Consider the following 20681-nt stretch of genomic DNA (forward strand, 5'->3'; position numbering starts at 1 on the left):
CGGCTCATGCTTCCAAGCAAGTTGTTGGCTTTTAGGAAACTCTGCCAGTCACCACTGCTGAACTGACTACCCTGGTCTGAGTGAATCATCACTTCCTGCTTGGGCTTACGCCGCCAAACGGCCATCAGCAATGCATCAATAGCCAGATCGCTGGTCATCTGCGGCTTCATCGACCAGCCAATTACCTGCCGTGAAAACAGATCGAGCACCACCGCCAAAAATAACCAACCCTCATAGGTGCGGATGTAGGTTATGTCCGTGACCCAGACTTTGTTGGGTTCGGTGACGTTGAATCGACGCTCAAGATGATTCGGCGAAGCGACTGGAGGCTTGCCACCATAACGACCCGGTCGACGCCGGTAACCCGTCTGCGAACGCAGTCCTTCCTGACGCATTAATCGAGCAACTCGGTGCCTGCCGCACTGTTCGCCAAGCTCACGCAGATCGTCATGGATTTTTCGGTAACCGTAGATGCCACCGCTCTCTAGCCACGAATGCTTGATCAGGCCTAGCAGCCGCTGATCATCCTTGGCTCGCGCCGACTTCGGCTCTGCCAGCCAGGCGTAGTAACCGCTGGCATGTACTTTTAGAGTCAGGCACAGACGGCGAACCGGATAGTCTGCGGATAGATGATTGATGAAGGCGTACTTCAGCCGCACTCCTTGGCAAAGTACGCGGCGGCCTTTTTTAAGATGTCTCGCTCTTCGGTCACGCGCTTGAGTTCAGCACGCAAACGACGCAGTTCAGCATGCTGGTCGTCTTCTTGCGCCCGCTGCTCTTGAGGCTTGCTGTAGCGCTTCACCCAGGCATAAAGGCTGTGTGTCGACATGCCCAAACGAGCAGCTACCTCAGCCACCGGAAGACCTCGCTCGGTCACCTGTTTGACTGCTTCGATTTTGAATTCTTCGGGATAACGCGGGTTGCTCATGGCACCTCCTAATGGGCCGTATTATGAGGCCTAGAGGTGTCTACGAAACTAGGGGCGATTCAGTTCTTGCACTGTTAGTGGGGGCAAAGTCACGACATGAGATTGTTCAATAGGCGCAGGAGAGGCATACCAAAGGGCTGCATAGGCAGCCACTAAAGCAGAAGCAAGGGAGACAATGAGGTAGCGAAGAATAGGCATGATCGAGTTCCTTTCGAAAGTCTGGCCGTCCTAGCCAGCTGTAATGTGAGTGCAGAAGTGACTGTAGCCTAGGTTAAACCGAAATTCATGCAGGCACTGTGGCCGGTACCACAGCACGCCACCGGCCTTTATCTACCAAGGTGAAAACTCAGTGGCAGTGAACACTCCCTGCCTTGTTGTCCATGTGACAGCACTGCCCTGGCGGAGAGCTTTTGCGGCAGCCACCGCCGTGCTCAACAATCACGGTTCCGCCTTGCGACAAACCATGACTCGCTGAGCTGGCCGCTAGGGATGGTCTGAAGTAGCCATGTATTTCTGGCTGACTTCAGCCCCCGCCGATTTTGAAAGCGGCAACTCGATCAAAAACGATCAGGTCATCCGCTCATTTCTGTGTTTTTCGCCGTCGCGAGCACCTCGCGGCAGCCATTCCCCGCACTACAGGCGCACCTCTCCCGTATTGCTCAGTAAGTATCGGCGTGCCATCCACAGATTCGACAGCGCAAACAGTGTCACCAGTTGCGCGGTGTTCTTCGCCAGACCACGGAAGCGCGTCGACCATGCTGGCGGCCATGCAGAACCTGGGTGTGATGCCCTCGTTCAGCCGCCCGCGGGTGAGCAATGACAACGCCTATGCCGAGGCCTTGTTCCGCACGGCGAAGTACTGCCCGCTGTGGCCGGAGCGGCCCTTCGACACGCTGGAGCAGGCCAGGAACTGGGTGAACAGCTTCGTGGCCTGGTACAACCATGAACATCGCCACAGCGCCCTGAAGTTCGTGACCCCGGCGCAGCGACATACTGGCCAGGCGGAAGAGTTGCTGCGCAAGCGTATCGAGCTGTACGAGGCGGCGCGTGCACGGCACCCGGAGCGCTGGAGCGGCAACATCAGGAACTGGGTGCTGGCACCAATCGTGTGCCTGAACCCGGAGCGGGAAGCGGTACTGCAGCAAACATCAAAGGCAGCGTGACACGCTCACGCGACAACTACCTTGAAAATCGCCGGGCGCAGCGGAACTTTTTCAAAAGAATCGGCCAAGAGCGGTCATCGACTATACGCCAGGGCCTGATCAGACAGCATTCACAGCAACAGTTTTTGAGGCTGATAATGCCGCATAGAGCCGTCTTCGATTACCAGGCGTTCGCCCCTCGTTGCCTCTACCAAGCGAACAAACCAAAACCAGCAATCCTCACGGCTATGTGGTGCGCTATCAATAATTTGGAGACTCATCAAGTGAGTCTGCAGGTTAAGTCAGATGCTATTAATTACCTGCAAAGTGAAAGTGACTGTTCTGATAGTTCCACTTGCGCACCATGCGAAACCAATTTATTTAATCGACTTCTTAGTAGCCAGATCGACTATTTTGAGATCGCTCAGCTTATCTTTAAGTACACGCACTTCGTCCAGCAGCACTTCGTTGATAGACGCGAGATTGGCGATCCTGGCTCGCAACTCCTCGAGCTCGTGACGGTACGCTGAGGACTTCTTGCGCTCGGCAATTAAGTCTTGGCGCTTGCCATCGCGTGAGGCACGGCTCGAGCGCCCCAGAACCTCTCGTATCGCCTCGGCGATGAGGGGATAGTGGTTGTGGATCAGGGCAGTCGAGACGCCTGCCTCCCGCGCGACAGCGGCAATGGTGACCTTAGTCTCCCCTGAGTGAGCACGGCCTTTCTGGATGCGGAAAAGCGCGAGCCGTAGGTCTTTTTCACGATCCTCAGCCGGCTTATAGTTGGCTTTCTTATCGGTTGGCTTCATGCGATCAGAGTCTCTGGCGCGATCCCCAGCTGGGCTAACACATCCCGACATCGATTCAGGTCACGTTCAAGACGCTGTCGGCCACCTTCGCCGATATCTGGGCAATGCAGTAGTTCCTTTAAATTGTTATAAAGATGATGATAGATGCGTGCATGGCCGCGACCGATCACAGCATTGTCACAGTCGCCGCAGCGGGTGCGCTCAAGTGTATTACCGATGCAGCCGTCATTGTCGGCCGTGCACCAAGCGTGACCGTTGCTGCGAATCGCTGTGCTCTCAGCGATGGATTTCAGCATCGATCCGCGGTCCTTGAAAATAAGCAGGTTCTGGGGCTCGCGCTGCCATTCCTTGAGCGAGCGGCCATAGCCACCCGAGAGTGGTTCGTTGCCCAGCCAAGTATCGACGACGCCAAGTTTGATGTCCTCCAACTCGTCCTGAATGTCCATGAAAAGGTCAGTATCCAGGTGCTGACCCCAAGTCTCATCCATCCCATAACCCAAGGTCATATCCAGCGACCAGTGGGCAAAATGCTCCTTGAGGTAGCGCAGGTCACCGAACTTGCTGTGCGCGGCGTAGTTGGCGAACTTGCGGCGAAACTGGTGGCTGCTGAGGCTCCAGCTCAGCTCGCAGTCCTGAGCGAATGACTTGAGGTTTGAGTTCCATGCCCAGCCGGAAAGCGTGCGTACCTGATTGCCGTCTCCCGGGCTCACACCCAGAAAGAGCGCATGGCGGTGCTTTTGCGCCTCGGTGATCTGCGGATCATGCGGGTTGGCGCGGCGCCGCCTCCCAATTTCGGAGGCGATCATGGCTTGATAAGGCACGGCCCAGCGCCCCATCAGGCGCAATGCCCGCACGGAGGCCTCGGGGATCATCCAGTCGTGCACGCCTATATCTGTCTTGTCCGAACACGAGCGCATCCAGTGGTACACGTTGCCATCATCATCCTCGGTGCGGTGGTGCGCATTGGATTGCAAGTTAGCCAGCTCGTGGTTGCGGCACCCGGAGGTGCTGGCCAGTACGATGTAACAGGCCGTGCGAAGGTCGCCCAGCGCCTTGTTGAATGCCCTGAGACCGCCCGCCCAACCAAGGGAGTTCAAGTAACATCTCTTCGCATGAACAATGGATGATACCGACTGTCCATTCCGCTGCGACGTGACAGCACCTAGAGCATCCCGCAGATCAAGCAATTGCGGGCCACTCTCGACATGCAGGGAGGCCCGCTCGAACAGGGTGCAGAACACATCGTCCGGTATCAGCAGCGTCTTGCCGCCCTGCTTACGGTGGGAACTGCTGCCCGTAAGCCCCGCCATCGCCGCTGCGGAAGTCTCGAGCCACGGGGGCTGTGGCATTGGGTCGTCGGTGTACTGGCTGAGTTCGTATAGTGCTTCGACGCCCCTGAAACGGTTATGTAGCCCAGCCTGCGACAGCAGCTTCCCCTTGTGCTGGCGCGTCTGACGGTGTTCCTTACAGGCCGCAACATAGGTCGCGCAGACCATCGGCGTCACCTCCCCAAGATGGTCGAGCTTGAGCGCCTCCAAGTAGTGTAGGAATGGCAATACATTACTAAAACAGTTTTTCACTGCCCCGCCTTTCGGCCTGCCCCACCCGTGATTCCCACGGTTTAGGTAGCGGTAAAGAATGGCCTTCATCACCGCCCGAAACGCCGGCGGCACTTTGCTGAAGTTCAGCCGCTTCTTGCTAGTCTGAATGTTGCTGGTAAAGCCGCTGAGCTGCCAAGTGTCTTCGCCATAGTGGCTGAGGATGACCCACTGCCCATCGACCTTTGTGGCGCTGACGATAAGCGTGTCACGTTCGGTTGCGGGCAATCCACGCACATCGTCGGGCTGACCGTTAAGGTACGCCAAGGGTAGTGCTGCCAGAGTATTGTCGCTCATGCAAAGACCTCAAGGGTGGAGACCAGGTCAACCGACCAGAACGGGTGCGGTTTGCTGCGTGCAAGCTCGCGCGCGGCCTCCACGGCAGCCGCCTTGAAAGTTTTCCGCCGCAGCCCCTCGGCCACAATGTAATGGTCAATCAAGCGGGGGATGTGAGCGTACTCCCGCGCCCAACGCCGCTTGTCCATGCGCGAGCGTTCGGCCAGCACACGAAAGTAGAAGCTAAATAGCTTGTGCAGGTCCTCGGCGGTCACCGCGTAGTGCTTGCAGCGCAGGCAGTTCATGAAGTTCATGCAGGTCGCTCCCTCGCGCTTCGGCGCGTACTGGCCGTTCATCGGGTCGGAGCAGCGACCCATGGGGGTCTTCCAGTAGGTCGCTCCGATGCTCCGAGTCAGCAACTCCTTCACCAAAACCTCGCCCATGAACCGCCAGTTACGGCGGGCGTCCTCGCCGGGTGCCAAGTAGTTGCGGTCGACTACTTGTGGGGTATTGCCGAGTGCGGCAGCGGTGGTGACCAAGTCACCCTCGGTCAGTTCGAAAATGCGATTGGCGAAGGTCTTGCGCAGGCGAGAGATGTTAATCCGCAACGGCTTGCCGTCGGTGTTGGTCAGACCATGCTCGGCCACGAGGCGCTCTATCACCAAGAACAACATGGAGCTACTCAACCCCGTGACTTGACCGACAACCTTGCTTCCGCTGCAGCGGTACAGCCACACGCGACCCTTGAGGTCTTCAGGGGCGTCACCTTGCAGCGGGTCAGTGAGAGCCATCACGCGGCGGATAAGACGCTCCACGCTCACTCTCACGCTCGGCGTGGATTCCAGCAGGCGCTCGACGTCCGAATCGGCGCGCAGGGCCACTTTGTTGGAGTTGTAACCGCGGCGTTTCCAGAGCACTAAGAATACGGTGTTCTCTTTGGGGTGGGGCCGCAGGCAGTAGCGATCCATTTCCAGCAGCGGCGTTGTGTTGCACCCGGTGTGCAGCGCCACGATCAGCAGGGCGACGGCCAACAATTCACTGGTCGGTGACGCATCGTCGGCCCAGAGCGGCTTAATCGCCTGCCGCAGCGCCACGACGAACGCCTGCCGCTCGCGCTTGGAAAGCGCCGTTTCACCCTTGTGTTTACGGCCAATGTTGGGGAAAGGGTTGCTCGGAAAGGTGGCGGCATCACCGGATGCGATCAGGGGGAACAACCCACGCCGTCCCAGAGCAAGCAGCGTGGGTTTGGTGTGCGAGTAGAATGACTTCTGAGCGGTAGTCGCCACGTTCAGCCCGGCTAGATGGCCGAGATAGCCGTCGATCAGTTCGCGATTCAGGTCGGCTAGGGCCAGTTCACGGCCAAAAGCCGTCGCCCGGAGCATACAGTAGTCGAGGAAATAGCCCAGCCCATTGCAGTAGCCAGCAACCGTGCTGAGCGCAACCGCGCCCTCCTGGCCGGCAAGGAAGCGTTCGATCTGACGCTGGCATGCATAAGTAATGGTATCGATGCCGGCACCATACCAGCGAGCAAAGTCGCAGAATCGCCGTAAAGTGGCGTTACGTCCGAACTCGACCCTGGTTCTCTTCGGGGGGATGGCCTCGGGCAGAACGACCACATTCCCCGCTGCGTCATGGCTGTGCTCGACCATTGGGACGCTGAGATCTGTCCGAGCGAATATCTTGCGCTTGCCCATCAGACCAGCCCTGCCAGTGCGTTCAGCTCGTCGTCATAGGCTAGCACCGCCTCGTCAGCAAGCTCGTTGACCAGATGCAGGTACACCATGGTCGTCTGAATCGAGCTGTGGCCGAGCTGCCGCTGAACGAACACCAATGGCTCTATCCCGGTGACCCGGTTGCGCTGAAGGCTGACCAGCGTATGGGTGGCGTAGCTGTGCCGGAGCATGTGGGTATGAACCTTGATTCCAGCCCGTTTACCAGCATTACTGATGATCCGGTTGAGGCTCTTGCCGCCCTCGCCATAGGACTCACCGAGCTGATTGAGGAACAGCGCCTTTTCCGGGGTCTTGCTCAACGAGGCACGCGCGCCGCGCACTTTCGACACATAGCGGTAGAGTTCGGCCATAAACCGACGGCTTACGTATATGTTTCGCGGCTTGCTGCCCTTGGTCACCATACCGGTGCCATCGAACGGATCAAGGTGAATGCGCAGGTTCAGCTCGGTTCGTACCGGCTTGGCCGGGTCAAAGACATAGGTCACCGGGAAGGTGGCGATTTCCTCACGGCGTAGCCCCATATGCAGTGCCAGGCGCATCATCATCTGGTGGTGGGGGTTCTCTGCAGCGGCCAGGAGCGCCTTTATCTCGGCCATGCTCAGGAATTTGGGCAGAACCTTGCGGACGCGCGGCATGACATCGTTTGCCATGACCTTGCCGCCACTGGCATCGATATGAGCGAAGAAGCCTGTTTCGCGCTTCACTCTGCGCTCTTCATAACTGAAGGGCAGGCGGTAAACCCATTTCTGGCTCAGGGCGTACTCGTAGAATTTGCAGATGAAATGCAGGCGCTGGCGAGTAGTGCTAGGGGCTAGCTGGGACTCTCCCAGGCAGTAGTCTCGATAAGCCGCCACAAGACTCTTGGCCTCGCCACGATCAACGTCGCGCCAGTCCAATTCATGGGCCTGAAGAAAGCTGAAAAAGTCGAATAGAGCACGTCCGGTGCTGGGCCAGGATCGTTTTGAACCAATTGCCCCGCGAAGAAGATAGTGACGAAAGAACTGGTTGGCGGGGCCACAGCTTTCCATCGAAGCCCAAAGCAGAATCGGGAACCCCGGATAGGGTTGCCCGGAGATCACCAAATCTTCAGTAGCCCACACAAGCTCCATCTGACTTCCCCTGCACTGACCAGACGCCCAACCCCTTTGTCTGCTCTTACAGAGTGAGGGCCTTAAGATCGGCCCAAGGGCACCTTCTCGGCACCATACCTATGATTTTATAAGGGCTTGTTTCTACTATAGATTCAATCTAACGCTTGCCAAGCACCGGATCATAGAGTTGCTTGGCCCTTTGGCAGAAAGCATCGACCAGAGTATTGGTGGCCTGATTGAACAGCGGCCCGAGGGTCGCGCGCACCAGAGGCCCGGCGTAGTCGAAGGTCAGATCCAGGCTGATCTTGCATGCCTTGTCGCCCAGCGCCTTGAACTCCCAATGCCCATATAACTGGGTGAACGGCCCCTCGACCAGAGTCAGCTTGATCAGCTCGCCCGGCACCAGGGTGTTGGCCGTGACAAAGCGCTGGCTCAAGCCACCTTTAGCCACCGCAAGGCTGGCGCGCATATGCGTATCGCTGACCTCAAGCACTTCACTGGCCGAACACCAGGGCAGAAACTGCGGGTAACTGGCCACATCATTGACCAGATCAAACAGCGCCCGCGCGGGATAAGGCAACAGCGCCGAACGCTGAATATGAGTGCTCATAACCCAACCACTTGGTTAAACAGGATGCAGGCGATCATTTGCTCAGCTCTGCGACAAACACGATCAGCACGCCAATTGGCGCGACCACACGAATCAACCAGTACACCACGTTGAACAGTAGCGGGCTTTTTATCGCCAGCTCTTCGCGCACGGCTTCACGCTTAAGCACCCAGCCGGCGAATAGGGCGAACGCCAGGCCACCGAGCGGCAACAGAATACGACTGGTCAGGTAGTCGATGGTGTCGAAGAAATTCCGCCCACCTTCGGCGCCCCATTGGAATAGGTGGAAACCATCCTCGCCAAAAACAAAGAACTTAGCTTCAGCCCCCAGGTTAAAGGACAGCACCGTACCCATACCGACTACCCAGCAGAGGAACGCCAGCACGCTGGTGACCAGCACCCGGCTGCGCTTGGTGCGCTCGACCAAATAGGCCACCGCCGGCTCCAGCATGGAGATCGATGAGGTCCAGGCAGCGATCAGCACCAGTATAAAGAACAGCGTGCCCATCACCTGGCCAAAAGCGATATTGCCGAACGCCACCGGCAAGGTGACAAACATCAGACCCGGCCCTGCGCCAGGCTCCAGACCACCGGCGAAGACGATGGGGAACAGCGCCATACCAGCAGTGAGAGCTACCAGGGTATCGAGAATACCGACGGTGAGAATTGTGCCGCCAATCGAGGCGTTCTTCGGCATATAAGCGCCGTAGACCATGATCGAACCCACACCGACGCTTAGGGTAAAGAATGCATGGCCCATGGCGGCCAGCACACCATCGAGCACGCGGTCCGGCTGGAAATCGAAGAGAAAGTGAAAGCCCTGCATAAAGTGCCCGGTGGTCATGCTGTAACCCAGCAGCACCAGTAGCAGCACGAAAAGCAGCGGCATCATGATGCGCAGGCTGCGCTCAAGGCCGGCCACCACGCCACGTGCGATGACAAAGCCGGTCAGCAGCATAAACAGCGTATGCCACAGAGTCAGCCGCCATGGGTCCGCCGTCAGCGCACCAAACGCCGCGCCAGCCCCTTCGGCACTCACGCCAGCAAACTGCCCGCCGCCCATGCTGAGGATGTAATCCAGCGACCAACCGGCGACCACACTATAAAACGACAGAATCAGCAACGCCGCGATCATGCCCATCAGCGCTGCCCAGGACCATTTCGGCGAAGCACCCGACTCGATGGCCAGGGTCTTGAGGGTATTCACCGGGCTCTGCCGGCCGCGCCGACCGATCAGGGTTTCGGCGAGCATGATCGGCAAGCCGACCATAAAAATGCACACCAGGTACATCATCACGAAAGCCCCGCCGCCGTACATGCCGGTCATATAGGGGAACTTCCAGATATTGCCCAAGCCAACAGCCGAACCAGTCGCAGCCAGAATAAACACCCAACGGCTGGCCCAGGCGCCGTGTATCGAAACCTTATCGTTCGCCATGTTCGGCTAGCCTGCTCTATTGAAAAAAGATCGCGCATTGTCGGGGATTCGCCAGGGCGGCTCAAGCACAGCCGACACCGCGCAGAGCCCAGCCTCTAAGCAGAGCCGATTTTGCCCTGCCGTACACATAGCGCCCGCGCCAGTGACTCCCTATAATGCGCGCCCTATGGCTAAACAAAAGAAACACCCGCAAGGCACCATCGCGCAAAACAAAAAGGCGATGCACGACTACTTCGTCGAATCCAGGTTCGAGGCAGGCTTGGTCCTGGCTGGCTGGGAAGTGAAAAGTCTGCGCGCCGGCAAAGCTCAGTTGGTCGACAGCTATGTGCTGCTGAAAAACGACGAAGCCTGGCTGATGGGCTGCCACATCACCCCTCTGACGGCAGCGAGCACCCATGTGATCGCTGACCCGACGCGCACCCGCAAGCTGCTGCTGAATAAACGCGAGCTGGACAAGCTGTTCGGCGCCGTCCAGCAGAAAGGCTACGCTTGCGTGGCCATGTCGATTTATTGGAAGGCGCACCTGATCAAGTGCGAAATTGCCCTGGCCAAAGGCAAGAAGGACTTCGACAAGCGCCACACCGAGAAAGAGCGCGACGCCGACCGCGAAGTGCAGCGCGCGATGCGCAGCAAAGGCAAAGACGAGTAAATCGACTCTGCACTAATGAAAACGCCCCGCAATGCGGGGCGTTTTTTGTTACTGCGCTCGACTCAGCGCAACTCGCTAAACGCCAGTTTAACGCCCAATCCCACCAGCACCGCCCCCATCAACCGATCAAACCAGTGACCCATCCGCGCAAAACCGGCACGCACCCGCTGATGACTGAACAACTGAGCGACCATGCAGAACCACAGCGCCGTGGCCACCGCCAGATAAACGCCGTAGCACGCCTGTACCGGCAGCGGCGTATGAGGGTTGATCACAACGGTAAACAGCGAGAGGAAGAACAGCGTGGCCTTGGGGTTCAGGCCATTGGTTACAAAGCCCGCCACAAAGGCTGCACGCGGCGAGCGCTCACCTTCATCCAGGCTCAACTCGGCATCGCTCGGGCTTGCCGGTTTGGCCCGCAATGCCCGAATACCGATATACAGCAGGTAAGCCGCGGCCAGCCACTTGAGGGCGTTGAACAGCACAATCGACTGCGACACGATCAAGCCGATACCCAGTAGCGAATAGGCCACATGGATAAAAATCCCGCAGCCCACGCCAATCGCACTGAAGATGCCGGCACGCCGCCCGTGCGCCACACTTTCGCGCACCACAATCGCGAAATCCGGGCCAGGGCTGGCTACGGCCAGCAAGTGGATCAGGGCCACAGCTAAAAACTCGGTCCAGTACATGGGGCGGCTCCGCGACGTCGAAATGATTCTGTTAGGCTCGCCACCTTACTCCCCGCCCAAACCCGCAGGATAGATACAGCTGATGAGTTACAGTCACCGCGCCGTCTTTCTCGACCACAGCTCACTCGACCTGGGCGACCTCGACCTGTCCAGCCTGAGCGCCTGCTTTGCCGACCTGCAGCTGTATCCACACAGCACCCAGGCGCAAACCATCGAACGCCTGCAGGGCGCGCAGGTGGCGATCAGCAACAAGGTGCCGCTGAATGCCGAAGTGTTCGCCGCCTGCCCGGAGCTGAAGCTGGTGTTGGTTGCCGCCACCGGCACCAACCCGATTGACCTGACTGCCGCACGCGCCCACGGCGTCAGCGTGAGCAACTGCCAGGGTTACGGCACGCCCTCGGTGGCGCAACACACTCTTATGTTGCTACTGGCGCTGGCCACCCGCCTGCCCGATTACCAACAGGACGTTCGCTCCGGCCGCTGGCAGCAGGCGCAGCAGTTCTGCCTGCTCGATTACCCGATCGTCGAACTGCACGGCAAAACCCTCGGCCTGCTTGGCCATGGCGAGCTGGGCGGCGCAGTGGCCAAACTGGCCGAAGCCTTCGGCATGAGAGTACTGCTCGGCCAGTTGCCCGGCCGCCATGCGCGTGCCGACCGTCTGCCACTGGATGAGCTGCTGCCTCAGGTCGATGCGCTTACCCTGCATTGCCCACTGACCAGCGACACCCTGAACCTGATCGGCGCCCGCGAACTCAGCCTGATGAAGCCCACGGCCTTTCTGATCAATACTGCCCGCGGCGGCCTGATCAACGAACAGGCCCTGGCCGACGCGCTGCGCGCCGGCCACCTGGGCGGCGCTGCAACCGATGTGCTGACCCAGGAGCCGCCGAAAGATGGCAACCCCTTGCTTGCTGCCGATATCCCTAGGCTGATCATCACCCCGCACAGCGCCTGGGGCAGCCGCGAAGCGCGGCAACGCATCGTCGGCCAGCTCAGCGAAAACGCGCTGGCCTTCTTCAACGGCGCAGCCATCCGCGTAGTCAGCTAAGCTACGCGACTTTTTTCGAGGAGCGCTTATGGACCCGCGAAGCGAAGTACTGCTGCGCCAGGCCGATCTATTCAACGGCCCACTGCTGCTTGCCGGCTTGCCGGCGGATGACTTGCTCGGTCAATTCCCCGAGGCCCACGGCTGGAGCTGGCATGCCGGCGAACACGCGCTGCTGGACGCCCGCTTCAGCAATCGCTGCCACTTTGGCACCCAGCCTGGTGAGCGTGCCTTCCAGGCAGCCGTGCTGTTTCTGCCGAAGTCCCGCGAGCTGACCGAATACCTACTCAATGCCCTGGCGGCGCGCCTGAATGGCCGCGAACTGTTTCTGGTCGGTGAAAAACGTGCCGGCATTGAGCGCGCCGCCAAGCAGCTGGCGAACTTCGGCCAAGCACGCAAGCTAGACAGCGCGCGGCACTGCCAGCTCTGGCAAGTACGGGTTGAGTACGCACCCGCCGCGCCGGACCTGCACAGCCTGGCACAACGCTACGAACTGGCCCTGACCGACGGACCGCTGCAAGTCCTTAGCCTGCCGGGCGTATTCAGCCATGGTCGCCTGGACGTAGGCAGTGCGCTGCTGCTTGAACACCTCGATGGCTTGCCCAGCGGACATATTCTGGATTTCGGCTGTGGAGCCGGCGTACTCGGCGCGGCGCTGAAACGCCGCTACCCAGACAGCCAGATCACCCTGCTGGACGTGGACGCTTTTGCCGTCGAAAGCAGCCGCCTGACTCTTGCAGCCAATGGCCTGCAGGCTGACGTGATCAATGGCGACGGCATTGATGCGGCACCCACGGGCCTGAGTGCCATCCTCAGCAACCCACCCTTTCATCAAGGCGTACACACCCACTACCAAGCCACCGAGCACCTGCTGCGCCAAGCCCGCCAGCATCTGGCTACGAATGGCGAATTGCGCCTGGTGGCCAACAGTTTTCTCAAGTATCCACCACTGATCGAACAGCACCTCGGCCCCTGCCAGACCCTGGCCGACGCCAAAGGCTTTCGCATCTACCGCGCCAGCAACAGCTAAACGGGACTTGCCCTATCAAGGATGCGCGGGCAAAATGCGCGCGTCCTAGGGGAGTAGTCTCCCGCGAGCGCCAGCTCGCCCGGCACGCGTCAACATACTTGCTCAGCAGAGCATGGCGCGTGCGACCCAAGGCCCACCCAGTGGTGGCCTGCGGTTTGACAAGACCTATGACACGCACACCTTACCCGGGGCGGGAAGGCTGTACGTGTCATAGCCATGTTGACCCGCCCCTTTAGGAAAGCCTGATGCTCGAATCCCTGTTTGTCCCCACCTTTATCGTGGCCTTGGCCGAAATCGGCGACAAAACGCAGTTGCTCGCCTTACTGCTGGCTGCGCGCTTTCGCAAACCGTGGCCCATCATTTGGGGCATCGTGGTCGCCACCCTGGCCAACCATTTTGCGGCCGGCGCCATCGGCAACTGGGTTGCCAGCTTCTTCTCCCCCGCCACCTTGAGCTGGATTCTCGCCGCCAGTTTTGTAGCTGTGGCCCTGTGGACACTGATCCCAGACAAACTGGATGACGACGAAAGCTCCAAGTTCAAGCGCTACGGACCGTTCCTGACCACCCTGATTGCCTTCTTCCTCGCGGAAATGGGCGACAAAACCCAGGTCGCTACGGTGATGCTGGCCGCGCAGTACCCGTACTTTGTTCTGGTGGTCATTGGCACAACCCTGGGTATGCTGATTGCCAACGTGCCAGTGGTACTGGCCGGCAACTTCGCGGCGGAACGCCTGCCACTGACACTGATCCGCCGTGTGGCCGCCTGTGCATTTGCGGCGTTGGCGGTGTATGCGGTGTACCAGGCACTGAAATTCAGCGGATTTGTCTGACAGCTAGTTGACGCCAGGAGACTGGCGTTTCGGCCAATACCTCGGCTTCCAGGCGGCTGCTACAGTGCGCAACATTCTGCCCACACAGCCGTCAGGGAGACGCACATGTCACTGGATGATCGGAAAAAACTGGTCCGCCACCATATCGACCTGTCCTGGAACAAAGGCCGCACGGCGCTGGCGGAACAACTGCACAGCAAAGACTTTCTCTATAAGAGTTCGTTTATTGGCAGACCGCTGACCAGCTCTGCCTTTGCCCAGATGGTGCAGGACATCCGCCATGCCATGCCGGACCTGCAGGTGGTGATCGAGGAGTGCATCGCCGAAGGCAACAAAGTGGTCACCTGGAGCACCTTGATCGGCACCATCCAGAAACCCGCACTCGGCTACCCGCCCAGTGACAAGGTGCTGAGCATCTCAGCCATGGCCTTCTGGACCATTACCTCCACTAATGAAATTCAGGAAATCTGCACCATGTTTGACATGGAGAGCTTCCGCTCACAATTGGGCCTGGCCACCCAACCCTTTGCGGCCAAAGCCTTGCCCTGATCAACAAACACCCAATAAAAAGCCTCCATTTGGGGGCTTTTTGCTTAACGCGGATTAGCGTGCCTGCTCATACAGCGGCATCACCTTGGGAATAGCTGCCTGCAGAGACGCGATACGGCTATTGGATGACGGGTGCGTGCTCATGAACTCAGGTGGCGAACCTTCACTGGCGGCGGCCATCTTCTGCCACAGGCTGACCGCAGCATTGGGGTTGTAGCCACCCCGGGCTGCGAGCTCCAGGCCAATCAGATCCGCCTCGTTCTCATTGCCACGGCTGTTTGGCAGCATCATGCCGTACTGCACGGCGGCGTCGGCGAGCGCCAAACTGTCGGAACCCAACCCCAGCAAAGCACCGGCGCCCTGCTTGGCCAGTTCAACACCATAGGCTTTGGACATGGACTCACGGCTGTGCTCGCGCAGTGCGTGGGCCATTTCGTGCCCCATGATCGCGGCGATTTCATCGTCAGTGAGTTTGAGCTTTTCGATGATCCCGCTGTAGAAAATGATCTTCCCACCTGGGCCGCAGTTGGCGTTCAGCTCAGGGCTTTTGATCAGGTTGACCTCCCACTGCCACTGCGCCGCATCCGGGCGAAACAACGGGGCATGCTTGATCAAACGGTCGGCAATGGTGCGCAAGCGCTTGGCATTGTTACTGGTTTTATCCAACACACCATTACTGGAGGCTTCACCCAGGGTCTGCTGATAGGACTGCGCATACATCTGATTGACTTCTTGGGTCGAGAGCATGCTGAACATGTACTGCTTACGCTCGACACCGACAGCGCCGCCGCTGGTGGTGTTTACGGCCTGGCAGGCCGTCAGCAGACTGCAGAGCGCCAAAGCGGCCAGACGAAATGGGGTATTCATGTCAGTTCTCCTTCACGACAGGGACCGTATGCTAGGCCGTGCACCTGGGCAACACAACCCGCAGGCGCTGCAGAATAGGCCGCCGCACACGTTGCTAAATCACAGAATCGAGCTAATGCTTTGAAGCTACACAGCCGATATACCAGGGACAGGTGTAACCCGTAGTTGAGGAGTCCCTATGCGATTCAAATCGATCCAGTCTTCCGTTGCGCTTATGGCGGGGGCCAGCATCCTGGCTGTTATCGTCGCATTGGTACTCTACGCCCTGTTCGCCGGGGGGCGCACCCAGACCCAGGTGCAAGAGCGCACCCAGGCGCTGCTCGAAACAGTGATCGATCAGCGCCTGAACGCTCTGGCTCAAGCCCAGGTTGGCCAACTGCAGCGCCAATTCGAACGCCCCATGACCGTTGCCAAATCCCTGGCCACCCTCAACAGCCAGATGGCCAGTGCCGATGGCAGCCCCGGTATCAGCCTGACTCGCGAGGAACTGAGCAAACTGGTCAGTGAGTACCTGAAGGTCAACCCAGAACTCATCGACCTCTATATCGGCTGGGAACCGAATGCGTTCGACCAGGACGACGACCTGTATGTTGACCAAAAAGAGAATGGGTACGACAACACCGGCCGTTTCATGCCCTGGTGGTACCGAGAAGGTAACCAAATCAAGCTCGACGCACTGACTGTTGAGCAAATGGAAAGTGAAGAAATTCAACCCACCGGGGTGCGCACAGGCGAGTATTACCTGTGCCCCAAGGAAACTGGCAAACCCTGCGTAATTGACCCAGCCTCCTACGATTTTGGCGGCAAGCAGGTGCTGGTTGCCGCCTTCAACGCGCCGATCATGGTCAATGGCCAATTCCGCGGCGTTGCTGGCAACGACCTGGCCCTGGACTTTATTCAGGAGCTGCTCACAACCGCCAAGGCCGGGTTGTATGACGGCGCCGGGGAACTGGCCTTGATTGCATCCAACGGCACCCTGATCGCCGCAACCCAGGACGCCACATTGATTGGCCAGCCGGCAAGCAAGGCGATTGATGCCGAGCTGCTGAGCCAGCTCAAGCAGAGCAGCAATGAGCAGCCGATCAACAAACTCGACGAAGAGCGCCAACTACTCCAACTGCTGCTGCCGTTCCAAGTGGCTGGCACCTCAACACGCTGGACCCTGGCCATCGTTCTGCCAACCAGTGCCGTGTTTGCGGACCTGAATGAGCTGCAGGCCGGCCTCACTGAGCAGGCCGAAGCAGATACATTGGGCATGGCATTGGTGGGTTTATTGGTTGCAGGCCTTGGCATGCTGGTGATCTGGTTCGTCGGCTATGGCATCGCCCGCCCACTGAGACAGATGGTGGTCATGCTTGACGACATTGCCCAGGGCGATGGCGATTTGACCCGCCGCCTGGACGTGAACCGCAGCGATGAACTGGGCGATATCGCCAGGGGCTTCAACACCTTCCTCGGTAAGCTACAAAGCATGATTACTCAGGTGGTCAGTTCGGTGCAGAAAGTCAGCGACTCTTCCGAACACACCGCCGACATCGCCATCCGCACCAACACGGGCGTGCAGAAGCAGCTGGCGGAGATCGAGCTGGTCGCCACCGCCGTACATGAAATGACCGCGACCGCCCAGGACGTGGCACGCAACGCCACCCATGCCGCCGAAGCCGCCAACCATGCAGACCGCGCCGCCAATCAAGGCAAACAGACAGTGCAACACACCGCCGAGGCAATTGCCGCCCTGGCACAAGAAATTGGTCGCGCGGTCACCGTGGTGCAAACGCTGGCCAAGGATAGCGAGAACATCACCGCCATCCTGGTCGCCATTCGAGGGATTGCCGAGCAAACCAACCTGCTGGCACTCAATGCTGCCATCGAGGCCGCCCGTGCCGGCGAACAGGGTCGCGGCTTTGCCGTGGTAGCCGATGAAGTGCGCAATCTGGCGCAGAAAACTCAAAAGGCCACCGAAGAAATCCAGACCATGATCCAGCAACTGCAACAAGGCACTCGCGATGTCGTCACGGTCATGGAAGACAGCCAGAGCAAGACCGAGGTCAGTGTGCAGCAGGCCAGCCAGGCCGCTGAGGCACTGGAGTCCATCACACAGGCGGTCTCGGTGATCAATGACATGAACACGCAGATCGCCAGCGCCGCCGAGGAGCAAAGCGCGGTGGCCGAAGACATCAACCGTAACGTCACCAACATTGGCCAAGTGGCCAATGAAGTGGCCGGTGGCGCTGATGAAGCCAGCCAGGCCAGCGCCGAATTGACCCAACTGGCCGAGCAGCAACGTCGCTTGATCAATCAGTTCAAGGTTTGACTACGCGTAAGCAAAAGGGCGGACTGCTATGCAGTCCGCCCTTTTTTGCACCTTGTTAATAATCTAGGCTGGCGTCAGACACTCCGGCGCATCCAGCTTGGGATCATTGATCAGATTGGCCAGCACCCGCTCACGCAGCGCCGGTTGCGGGCTCACCAATAAAGCCTGCAACTCAACAGCCGGTGTGTCGGCAGCTAACCAGGCCGCCTGACCCGCGTCATCGAGAATCAGCGGGCGGCGCTGGTTAGCAGCCGCCTGAGTCACCACTGCGGCGCTCAAATAGACACACCCCTCCACCGGATAGGCCTCCCATAAAGCGGCGAAATACAGCGGCGTGGCATCACCCGTAAGCCAGTACGGGCGCTTACGCGCGGTGCCACGCCACTCATAAAAACCGTTGGCTGGGAGTAGGCCGCGGCGCAGACGAAACGCCTCACGAAACATCGGCTGTTCCGCCAGGGTTTCCGCTCGCGCCTGGGCTGGGGTCTTGGTCAGATCCGTCAGCCAGGGTGGGGTCAGCCCCCAGCGTGCACGCGTCAACTGGCGCTCGCCCTCGACATTGCGCAGCAGCAACACCTGACTATGCGGCGAAATACTCCAGTGCGGTAACTGATCAGAAGGAAAACCGGGAATCGCCGCAAATGCAGGCGTCCAACGGAACAGCGCATAACGTCCACACATGGGGAAACTCGATAACACTTGAAGGAAAGGCCGCAGGGCAGAAGCGCTGCAGACCGCAATCAGCAGAGCAACGTACCTTGTAGGACATCCGGCTCATCGCCGGGCAGCGGCAGGGCAGCATTGTACGCGGCGATCAGCTGATGCGCGCGGTGCGCGTGGTCATCCTCCACCATCACACCAAGCAGACCACAGGCCGGCAATTCGCCCACGGCGCCGGCCAAGTGCTGCCCCGTGAGGTAGGCCTCGATTCCTTCACTGGCCAGCATACCCAGCAGCAGTTCGCCCTCCATCAGGTCTTGCGGCTCGTAGATTCGCTGCATCAATCATTCTCCCCGCGCACGTCCAGGCTCCAGTCCTCGCCATCCGTCAGCAGCGAAAACACAATCGGCCGGCAGCACACCGGACAGTCTTCGATGTACTCCTGATCGCCTGCCGACAGGTCGAGCAAAGCCTCAGCCTGCTCACCACAATAAGGACATTGGTAGTCCTGACTTTCCAGCATCGCTGCCTCCTTGTGACTTGGCGTTATAATCGCCGGTCTATAGCTGGCCCTGCAGTCGCGTGTTATTCAATCTCACGCCCGACGTTCAGCGCAGTGAGCATCTCCACAGCCACCCACAACAAGAGAGCATGATGGGCGAATTCGATGCCATCCGACCTTACGCCGACGCCGAAGTCCCTGCCGTGTTGGCGCGCCTGCTGGCCGACGATGCATTTCTCGGCATTCTCACTCAGTTCCGCTTCCCGCGCCTGGCGTCTTCGCTAGGCTGGCTGCTTAAACCACTTATAGCCTATCGCCTGCGTCTTGAGTTTCGCGACGTGAGTTCAGTGGCGCAATTACAGACGCGCATCGAGAGCTATGTCGATCGCACCATCGAGCAGGCCACCGATGGCGTGAGCTATTCCGGCATCGAACACTTGCAAGCCGGCAACGCCTATCTGTTCCTCGCCAACCACCGCGATATCGTCATGGACCCGGCGTTCGTCAATTACGCGGTGTACCACGCTGGCCTGCCCACGCCGCGCATCGCCATCGGCGACAACCTGCTGCAGAAGCCCTTTGTCAGCGACCTGATGCGCCTGAACAAGAGTTTTATCGTGCACCGTTCGATCAGCGGACGGCGCGAGAAGCTGGCGGCTTACCAATTGCTGTCGGCATACATCAATCACTCGATCCGCAATGATGGCGAGTCGATCTGGATCGCCCAGGCCGAAGGCCGCGCCAAGGATGGTGATGACCGTACCGATTCGGCGATCCTCAAGATGTTCCATATGAGCCGCAAGGGTGAGCCATTCGCCGAAGTGATCAATGCCCTGCGCCTGACGCCGGTGTCGATCAGCTACGAGTACGACCCCTGCGACCAAGCCAAGGCTCGCGAGCTGTTTATCCGCGCCAGCAGCGGCAGCTACACCAAAGCGGCGGGCGAGGATGACCAGAGCATTGCCCTCGGCATTACGGGCTACAAAGGTCGCGTGCATGTGCACTTCGGTGCGCCGGTCAGCCAAGGGATTGAAGACAGCAAACTGCTGGCTGCAGAAATGGACAGGCAGATTCTCACCGGCTACCGGCTATTTCCTGTGCATTACCTGGCCTACGCCATGTGGGCGGATCGCGACCCGGAACTGGCCGTACCCAGCGCCGCAGACGTATTTCCTGCCGAGGAGCTAAGTGCGGCCAAGAGTGAATGGCAGCGGCGCCTGGCCAACTGCCCGAGCGAGCAGCAGCCCTATCTGATTCTGCAATACGCCAACCCGGTGCGTAACCAGTACCGGATCAAGGCTGGCCTGCCGCTTTAGGCAAACCGCAGCAATAAAAACGGCAGCCCATGGCTGCCGTTTTTTATTGCTGCGGAGGGCGTGTTACAGCCGCGTGCTAAGCCAGGAAAGCAGCAAGGCGCACCCCAGGCAGACAGAGCCAAACCGGACGAAAAACTGATTCAGCCGCCATGTAGGTTCATCACAGGCGTAGGCCTGCTCCGCCAGCTCATTCAACTCATTACCCGCCAACACGCGGGCCTGTGCACGCTGCTCACGCAGACGGGTAGCCAACAGCAACCAGGCGCCGGCCAAGGCAAAAAACAGCGCCAGCCCATTAAGCCACTGCCCAGGCTGACCTTCGATCAGCAACCAAAGCGCTTGCAACGACATCCTCGACCTCTACTACGTCTATAAGGCATGCGACCAACATCGCGCCTAATTAGCAGCACACCCGATGCACGATCGGGCAGCCCAAATACGGTCGCGGAGTCTACCGAAGGTTGCAGCACTCGCGGATCGATTCCGACGAATCGCAGTCACTATGACCAAGCGGTCTAAACACTGTCATCTTCGTAGACTATGGTCTAACACTCGTCCCAACGCTCTGGCCAAAAAGGCTTCAAGCACGGCGACAGGTTTTAAAC

The 20681-nt window shown here is 59.1% G+C and carries 19 protein-coding genes, 4 pseudogenes and 1 riboswitch; of the genes and pseudogenes, 9 read left to right on the top strand and 14 right to left on the bottom strand.

The features are described from left to right. Both BLO50_RS17120 and BLO50_RS21715 read right to left on the bottom strand, forming a co-directional pair. A pseudogene (locus BLO50_RS17120) lies at positions 1 to 928 on the bottom strand (IS3 family transposase); the annotation flags it as partial. A gap of 633 nt (positions 929 to 1561) precedes the next feature. Then, a pseudogene (locus tag BLO50_RS21715) lies at positions 1562 to 1675 on the bottom strand (IS5/IS1182 family transposase); the annotation flags it as partial. Here BLO50_RS21715 and BLO50_RS17130 point away from each other — a divergent pair. After that, a pseudogene (locus tag BLO50_RS17130) lies at positions 1675 to 2091 on the top strand (integrase core domain-containing protein); the annotation flags it as partial. The pseudogenes BLO50_RS21715 and BLO50_RS17130 overlap by 1 nt on opposite strands. Before the next feature lie 356 nt (positions 2092 to 2447). Here BLO50_RS17130 and BLO50_RS17135 read toward each other — a convergent pair. The 6 genes from BLO50_RS17135 to BLO50_RS17160 form a co-directional block, all read right to left on the bottom strand. Beyond that, the gene (locus BLO50_RS17135) at positions 2448 to 2876 is read right to left on the bottom strand and encodes a TetR family transcriptional regulator C-terminal domain-containing protein (protein ID WP_090255195.1); all 429 of its coding nucleotides are present in this window, start codon (positions 2874 to 2876) and stop codon (positions 2448 to 2450) included. Next, the gene (locus BLO50_RS17140; RefSeq protein ID WP_090255197.1) at positions 2873 to 4771 is read right to left on the bottom strand and encodes a site-specific integrase; all 1899 of its coding nucleotides are present in this window, start codon (positions 4769 to 4771) and stop codon (positions 2873 to 2875) included. The genes BLO50_RS17135 and BLO50_RS17140 overlap by 4 nt, the downstream gene beginning before the upstream one ends. Further along, complete coding sequence (locus tag BLO50_RS17145) at positions 4768 to 6444, bottom strand: hypothetical protein (protein ID WP_090255199.1); 1677 nt, start codon at positions 6442 to 6444, stop codon at positions 4768 to 4770. The genes BLO50_RS17140 and BLO50_RS17145 overlap by 4 nt, the downstream gene beginning before the upstream one ends. Continuing rightward, positions 6444 to 7592, bottom strand: a complete 1149-nt coding sequence (locus tag BLO50_RS17150; protein WP_090255201.1) for a tyrosine-type recombinase/integrase — start codon at positions 7590 to 7592, stop codon at positions 6444 to 6446. The genes BLO50_RS17145 and BLO50_RS17150 overlap by 1 nt, the downstream gene beginning before the upstream one ends. 139 nt (positions 7593 to 7731) lie before the next feature. Next, entirely contained in the window at positions 7732 to 8184 is a 453-nt protein-coding gene (locus tag BLO50_RS17155) for a type II toxin-antitoxin system RatA family toxin (RefSeq protein WP_090255203.1), read from the bottom strand. A gap of 34 nt (positions 8185 to 8218) precedes the next feature. Next, positions 8219 to 9622, bottom strand: coding sequence for a sodium-dependent transporter (locus BLO50_RS17160; RefSeq protein WP_090255205.1), 1404 nt, complete (start codon positions 9620 to 9622; stop codon positions 8219 to 8221). 166 nt (positions 9623 to 9788) lie between these two features. Between BLO50_RS17160 and smpB the strand changes: the two genes are divergently transcribed. Continuing rightward, the gene (smpB, locus tag BLO50_RS17165; RefSeq protein WP_090255207.1) at positions 9789 to 10271 is read left to right on the top strand and encodes an SsrA-binding protein SmpB; all 483 of its coding nucleotides are present in this window, start codon (positions 9789 to 9791) and stop codon (positions 10269 to 10271) included. Between the two features lie 62 nt (positions 10272 to 10333). Here smpB and BLO50_RS17170 read toward each other — a convergent pair whose 3' ends face one another. Next, positions 10334 to 10963 carry a LysE family translocator gene (locus tag BLO50_RS17170; protein WP_090255209.1) on the bottom strand — a complete coding sequence of 210 codons (630 nt, stop codon included), beginning with the start codon at positions 10961 to 10963 and terminating at the stop codon, positions 10334 to 10336. A gap of 82 nt (positions 10964 to 11045) precedes the next feature. Here BLO50_RS17170 and BLO50_RS17175 point away from each other — a divergent pair, with 82 nt between their 5' ends. The 4 genes from BLO50_RS17175 (at position 11046) to BLO50_RS17190 (ending at position 14417) form a co-directional block, all read left to right on the top strand. Next, positions 11046 to 12011, top strand: a complete 966-nt coding sequence (locus tag BLO50_RS17175; protein WP_090255211.1) for a 2-hydroxyacid dehydrogenase — start codon at positions 11046 to 11048, stop codon at positions 12009 to 12011. Between the two features lie 28 nt (positions 12012 to 12039). Then, the gene (locus BLO50_RS17180) at positions 12040 to 13038 is read left to right on the top strand and encodes a class I SAM-dependent methyltransferase (protein ID WP_090255213.1); all 999 of its coding nucleotides are present in this window, start codon (positions 12040 to 12042) and stop codon (positions 13036 to 13038) included. 30 nt (positions 13039 to 13068) lie between these two features. After that, a riboswitch (yybP-ykoY riboswitch) is annotated at positions 13069 to 13207 on the top strand. A 76-nt stretch (positions 13208 to 13283) separates the two neighbouring features. After that, positions 13284 to 13868 (top strand): TMEM165/GDT1 family protein, encoded by a 585-nt coding sequence (locus BLO50_RS17185; RefSeq protein WP_090255215.1) that lies wholly within the window; start codon positions 13284 to 13286, stop codon positions 13866 to 13868. A 105-nt stretch (positions 13869 to 13973) separates the two neighbouring features. After that, the gene (locus BLO50_RS17190; protein ID WP_090255216.1) at positions 13974 to 14417 is read left to right on the top strand and encodes a ketosteroid isomerase-related protein; all 444 of its coding nucleotides are present in this window, start codon (positions 13974 to 13976) and stop codon (positions 14415 to 14417) included. 54 nt (positions 14418 to 14471) lie between these two features. Here the strand turns inward: BLO50_RS17190 and BLO50_RS17195 are convergent, their stop codons facing one another. Next, positions 14472 to 15284, bottom strand: a complete 813-nt coding sequence (locus BLO50_RS17195; protein ID WP_090255218.1) for a M48 family metallopeptidase — start codon at positions 15282 to 15284, stop codon at positions 14472 to 14474. 1291 nt (positions 15285 to 16575) lie between these two features. Between BLO50_RS17195 and BLO50_RS22365 the strand changes: the two are divergent. Beyond that, positions 16576 to 16740 (top strand): annotated as a pseudogene (locus BLO50_RS22365) (HAMP domain-containing protein); the annotation flags it as partial. A 15-nt stretch (positions 16741 to 16755) separates the two neighbouring features. Beyond that, positions 16756 to 17598 (top strand): methyl-accepting chemotaxis protein, encoded by an 843-nt coding sequence (locus BLO50_RS22370; RefSeq protein ID WP_372239961.1) that lies wholly within the window; start codon positions 16756 to 16758, stop codon positions 17596 to 17598. 63 nt (positions 17599 to 17661) lie between these two features. Here BLO50_RS22370 and BLO50_RS17205 read toward each other — a convergent pair whose 3' ends face one another. From BLO50_RS17205 to BLO50_RS17215, 3 genes are read right to left on the bottom strand one after another with little or no spacing between them, the layout of a single operon-like run. Beyond that, positions 17662 to 18279 carry an SOS response-associated peptidase gene (locus BLO50_RS17205; protein ID WP_090255222.1) on the bottom strand — a complete coding sequence of 206 codons (618 nt, stop codon included), beginning with the start codon at positions 18277 to 18279 and terminating at the stop codon, positions 17662 to 17664. Positions 18280 to 18338: 59 nt separating this feature from the next. Beyond that, entirely contained in the window at positions 18339 to 18599 is a 261-nt protein-coding gene (locus BLO50_RS17210; protein WP_090255225.1) for a putative signal transducing protein, read from the bottom strand. Continuing rightward, on the bottom strand, positions 18599 to 18781 hold the full coding sequence (locus tag BLO50_RS17215) for a CPXCG motif-containing cysteine-rich protein (RefSeq protein WP_090255227.1): 183 nt from the start codon (positions 18779 to 18781) through the stop codon (positions 18599 to 18601). Before BLO50_RS17215 ends, BLO50_RS17210 begins: the two co-directional genes overlap by 1 nt. A gap of 128 nt (positions 18782 to 18909) precedes the next feature. Between BLO50_RS17215 and BLO50_RS17220 the strand changes: the two genes are divergently transcribed. Then, positions 18910 to 20076, top strand: coding sequence for a 1-acyl-sn-glycerol-3-phosphate acyltransferase (locus tag BLO50_RS17220; protein WP_167354477.1), 1167 nt, complete (start codon positions 18910 to 18912; stop codon positions 20074 to 20076). Positions 20077 to 20139: 63 nt separating this feature from the next. Here the strand turns inward: BLO50_RS17220 and BLO50_RS17225 are convergent, their stop codons facing one another. After that, a complete protein-coding gene (locus BLO50_RS17225) occupies positions 20140 to 20427 on the bottom strand; it encodes a hypothetical protein (protein WP_090255232.1) in 288 nt (95 codons plus the stop codon). Between the last annotated feature and the right edge of the window lie 254 nt (positions 20428 to 20681).

This window comes from Pseudomonas peli (assembly GCF_900099645.1).
Taxonomy (GTDB): domain Bacteria; phylum Pseudomonadota; class Gammaproteobacteria; order Pseudomonadales; family Pseudomonadaceae; genus Aquipseudomonas; species Aquipseudomonas peli.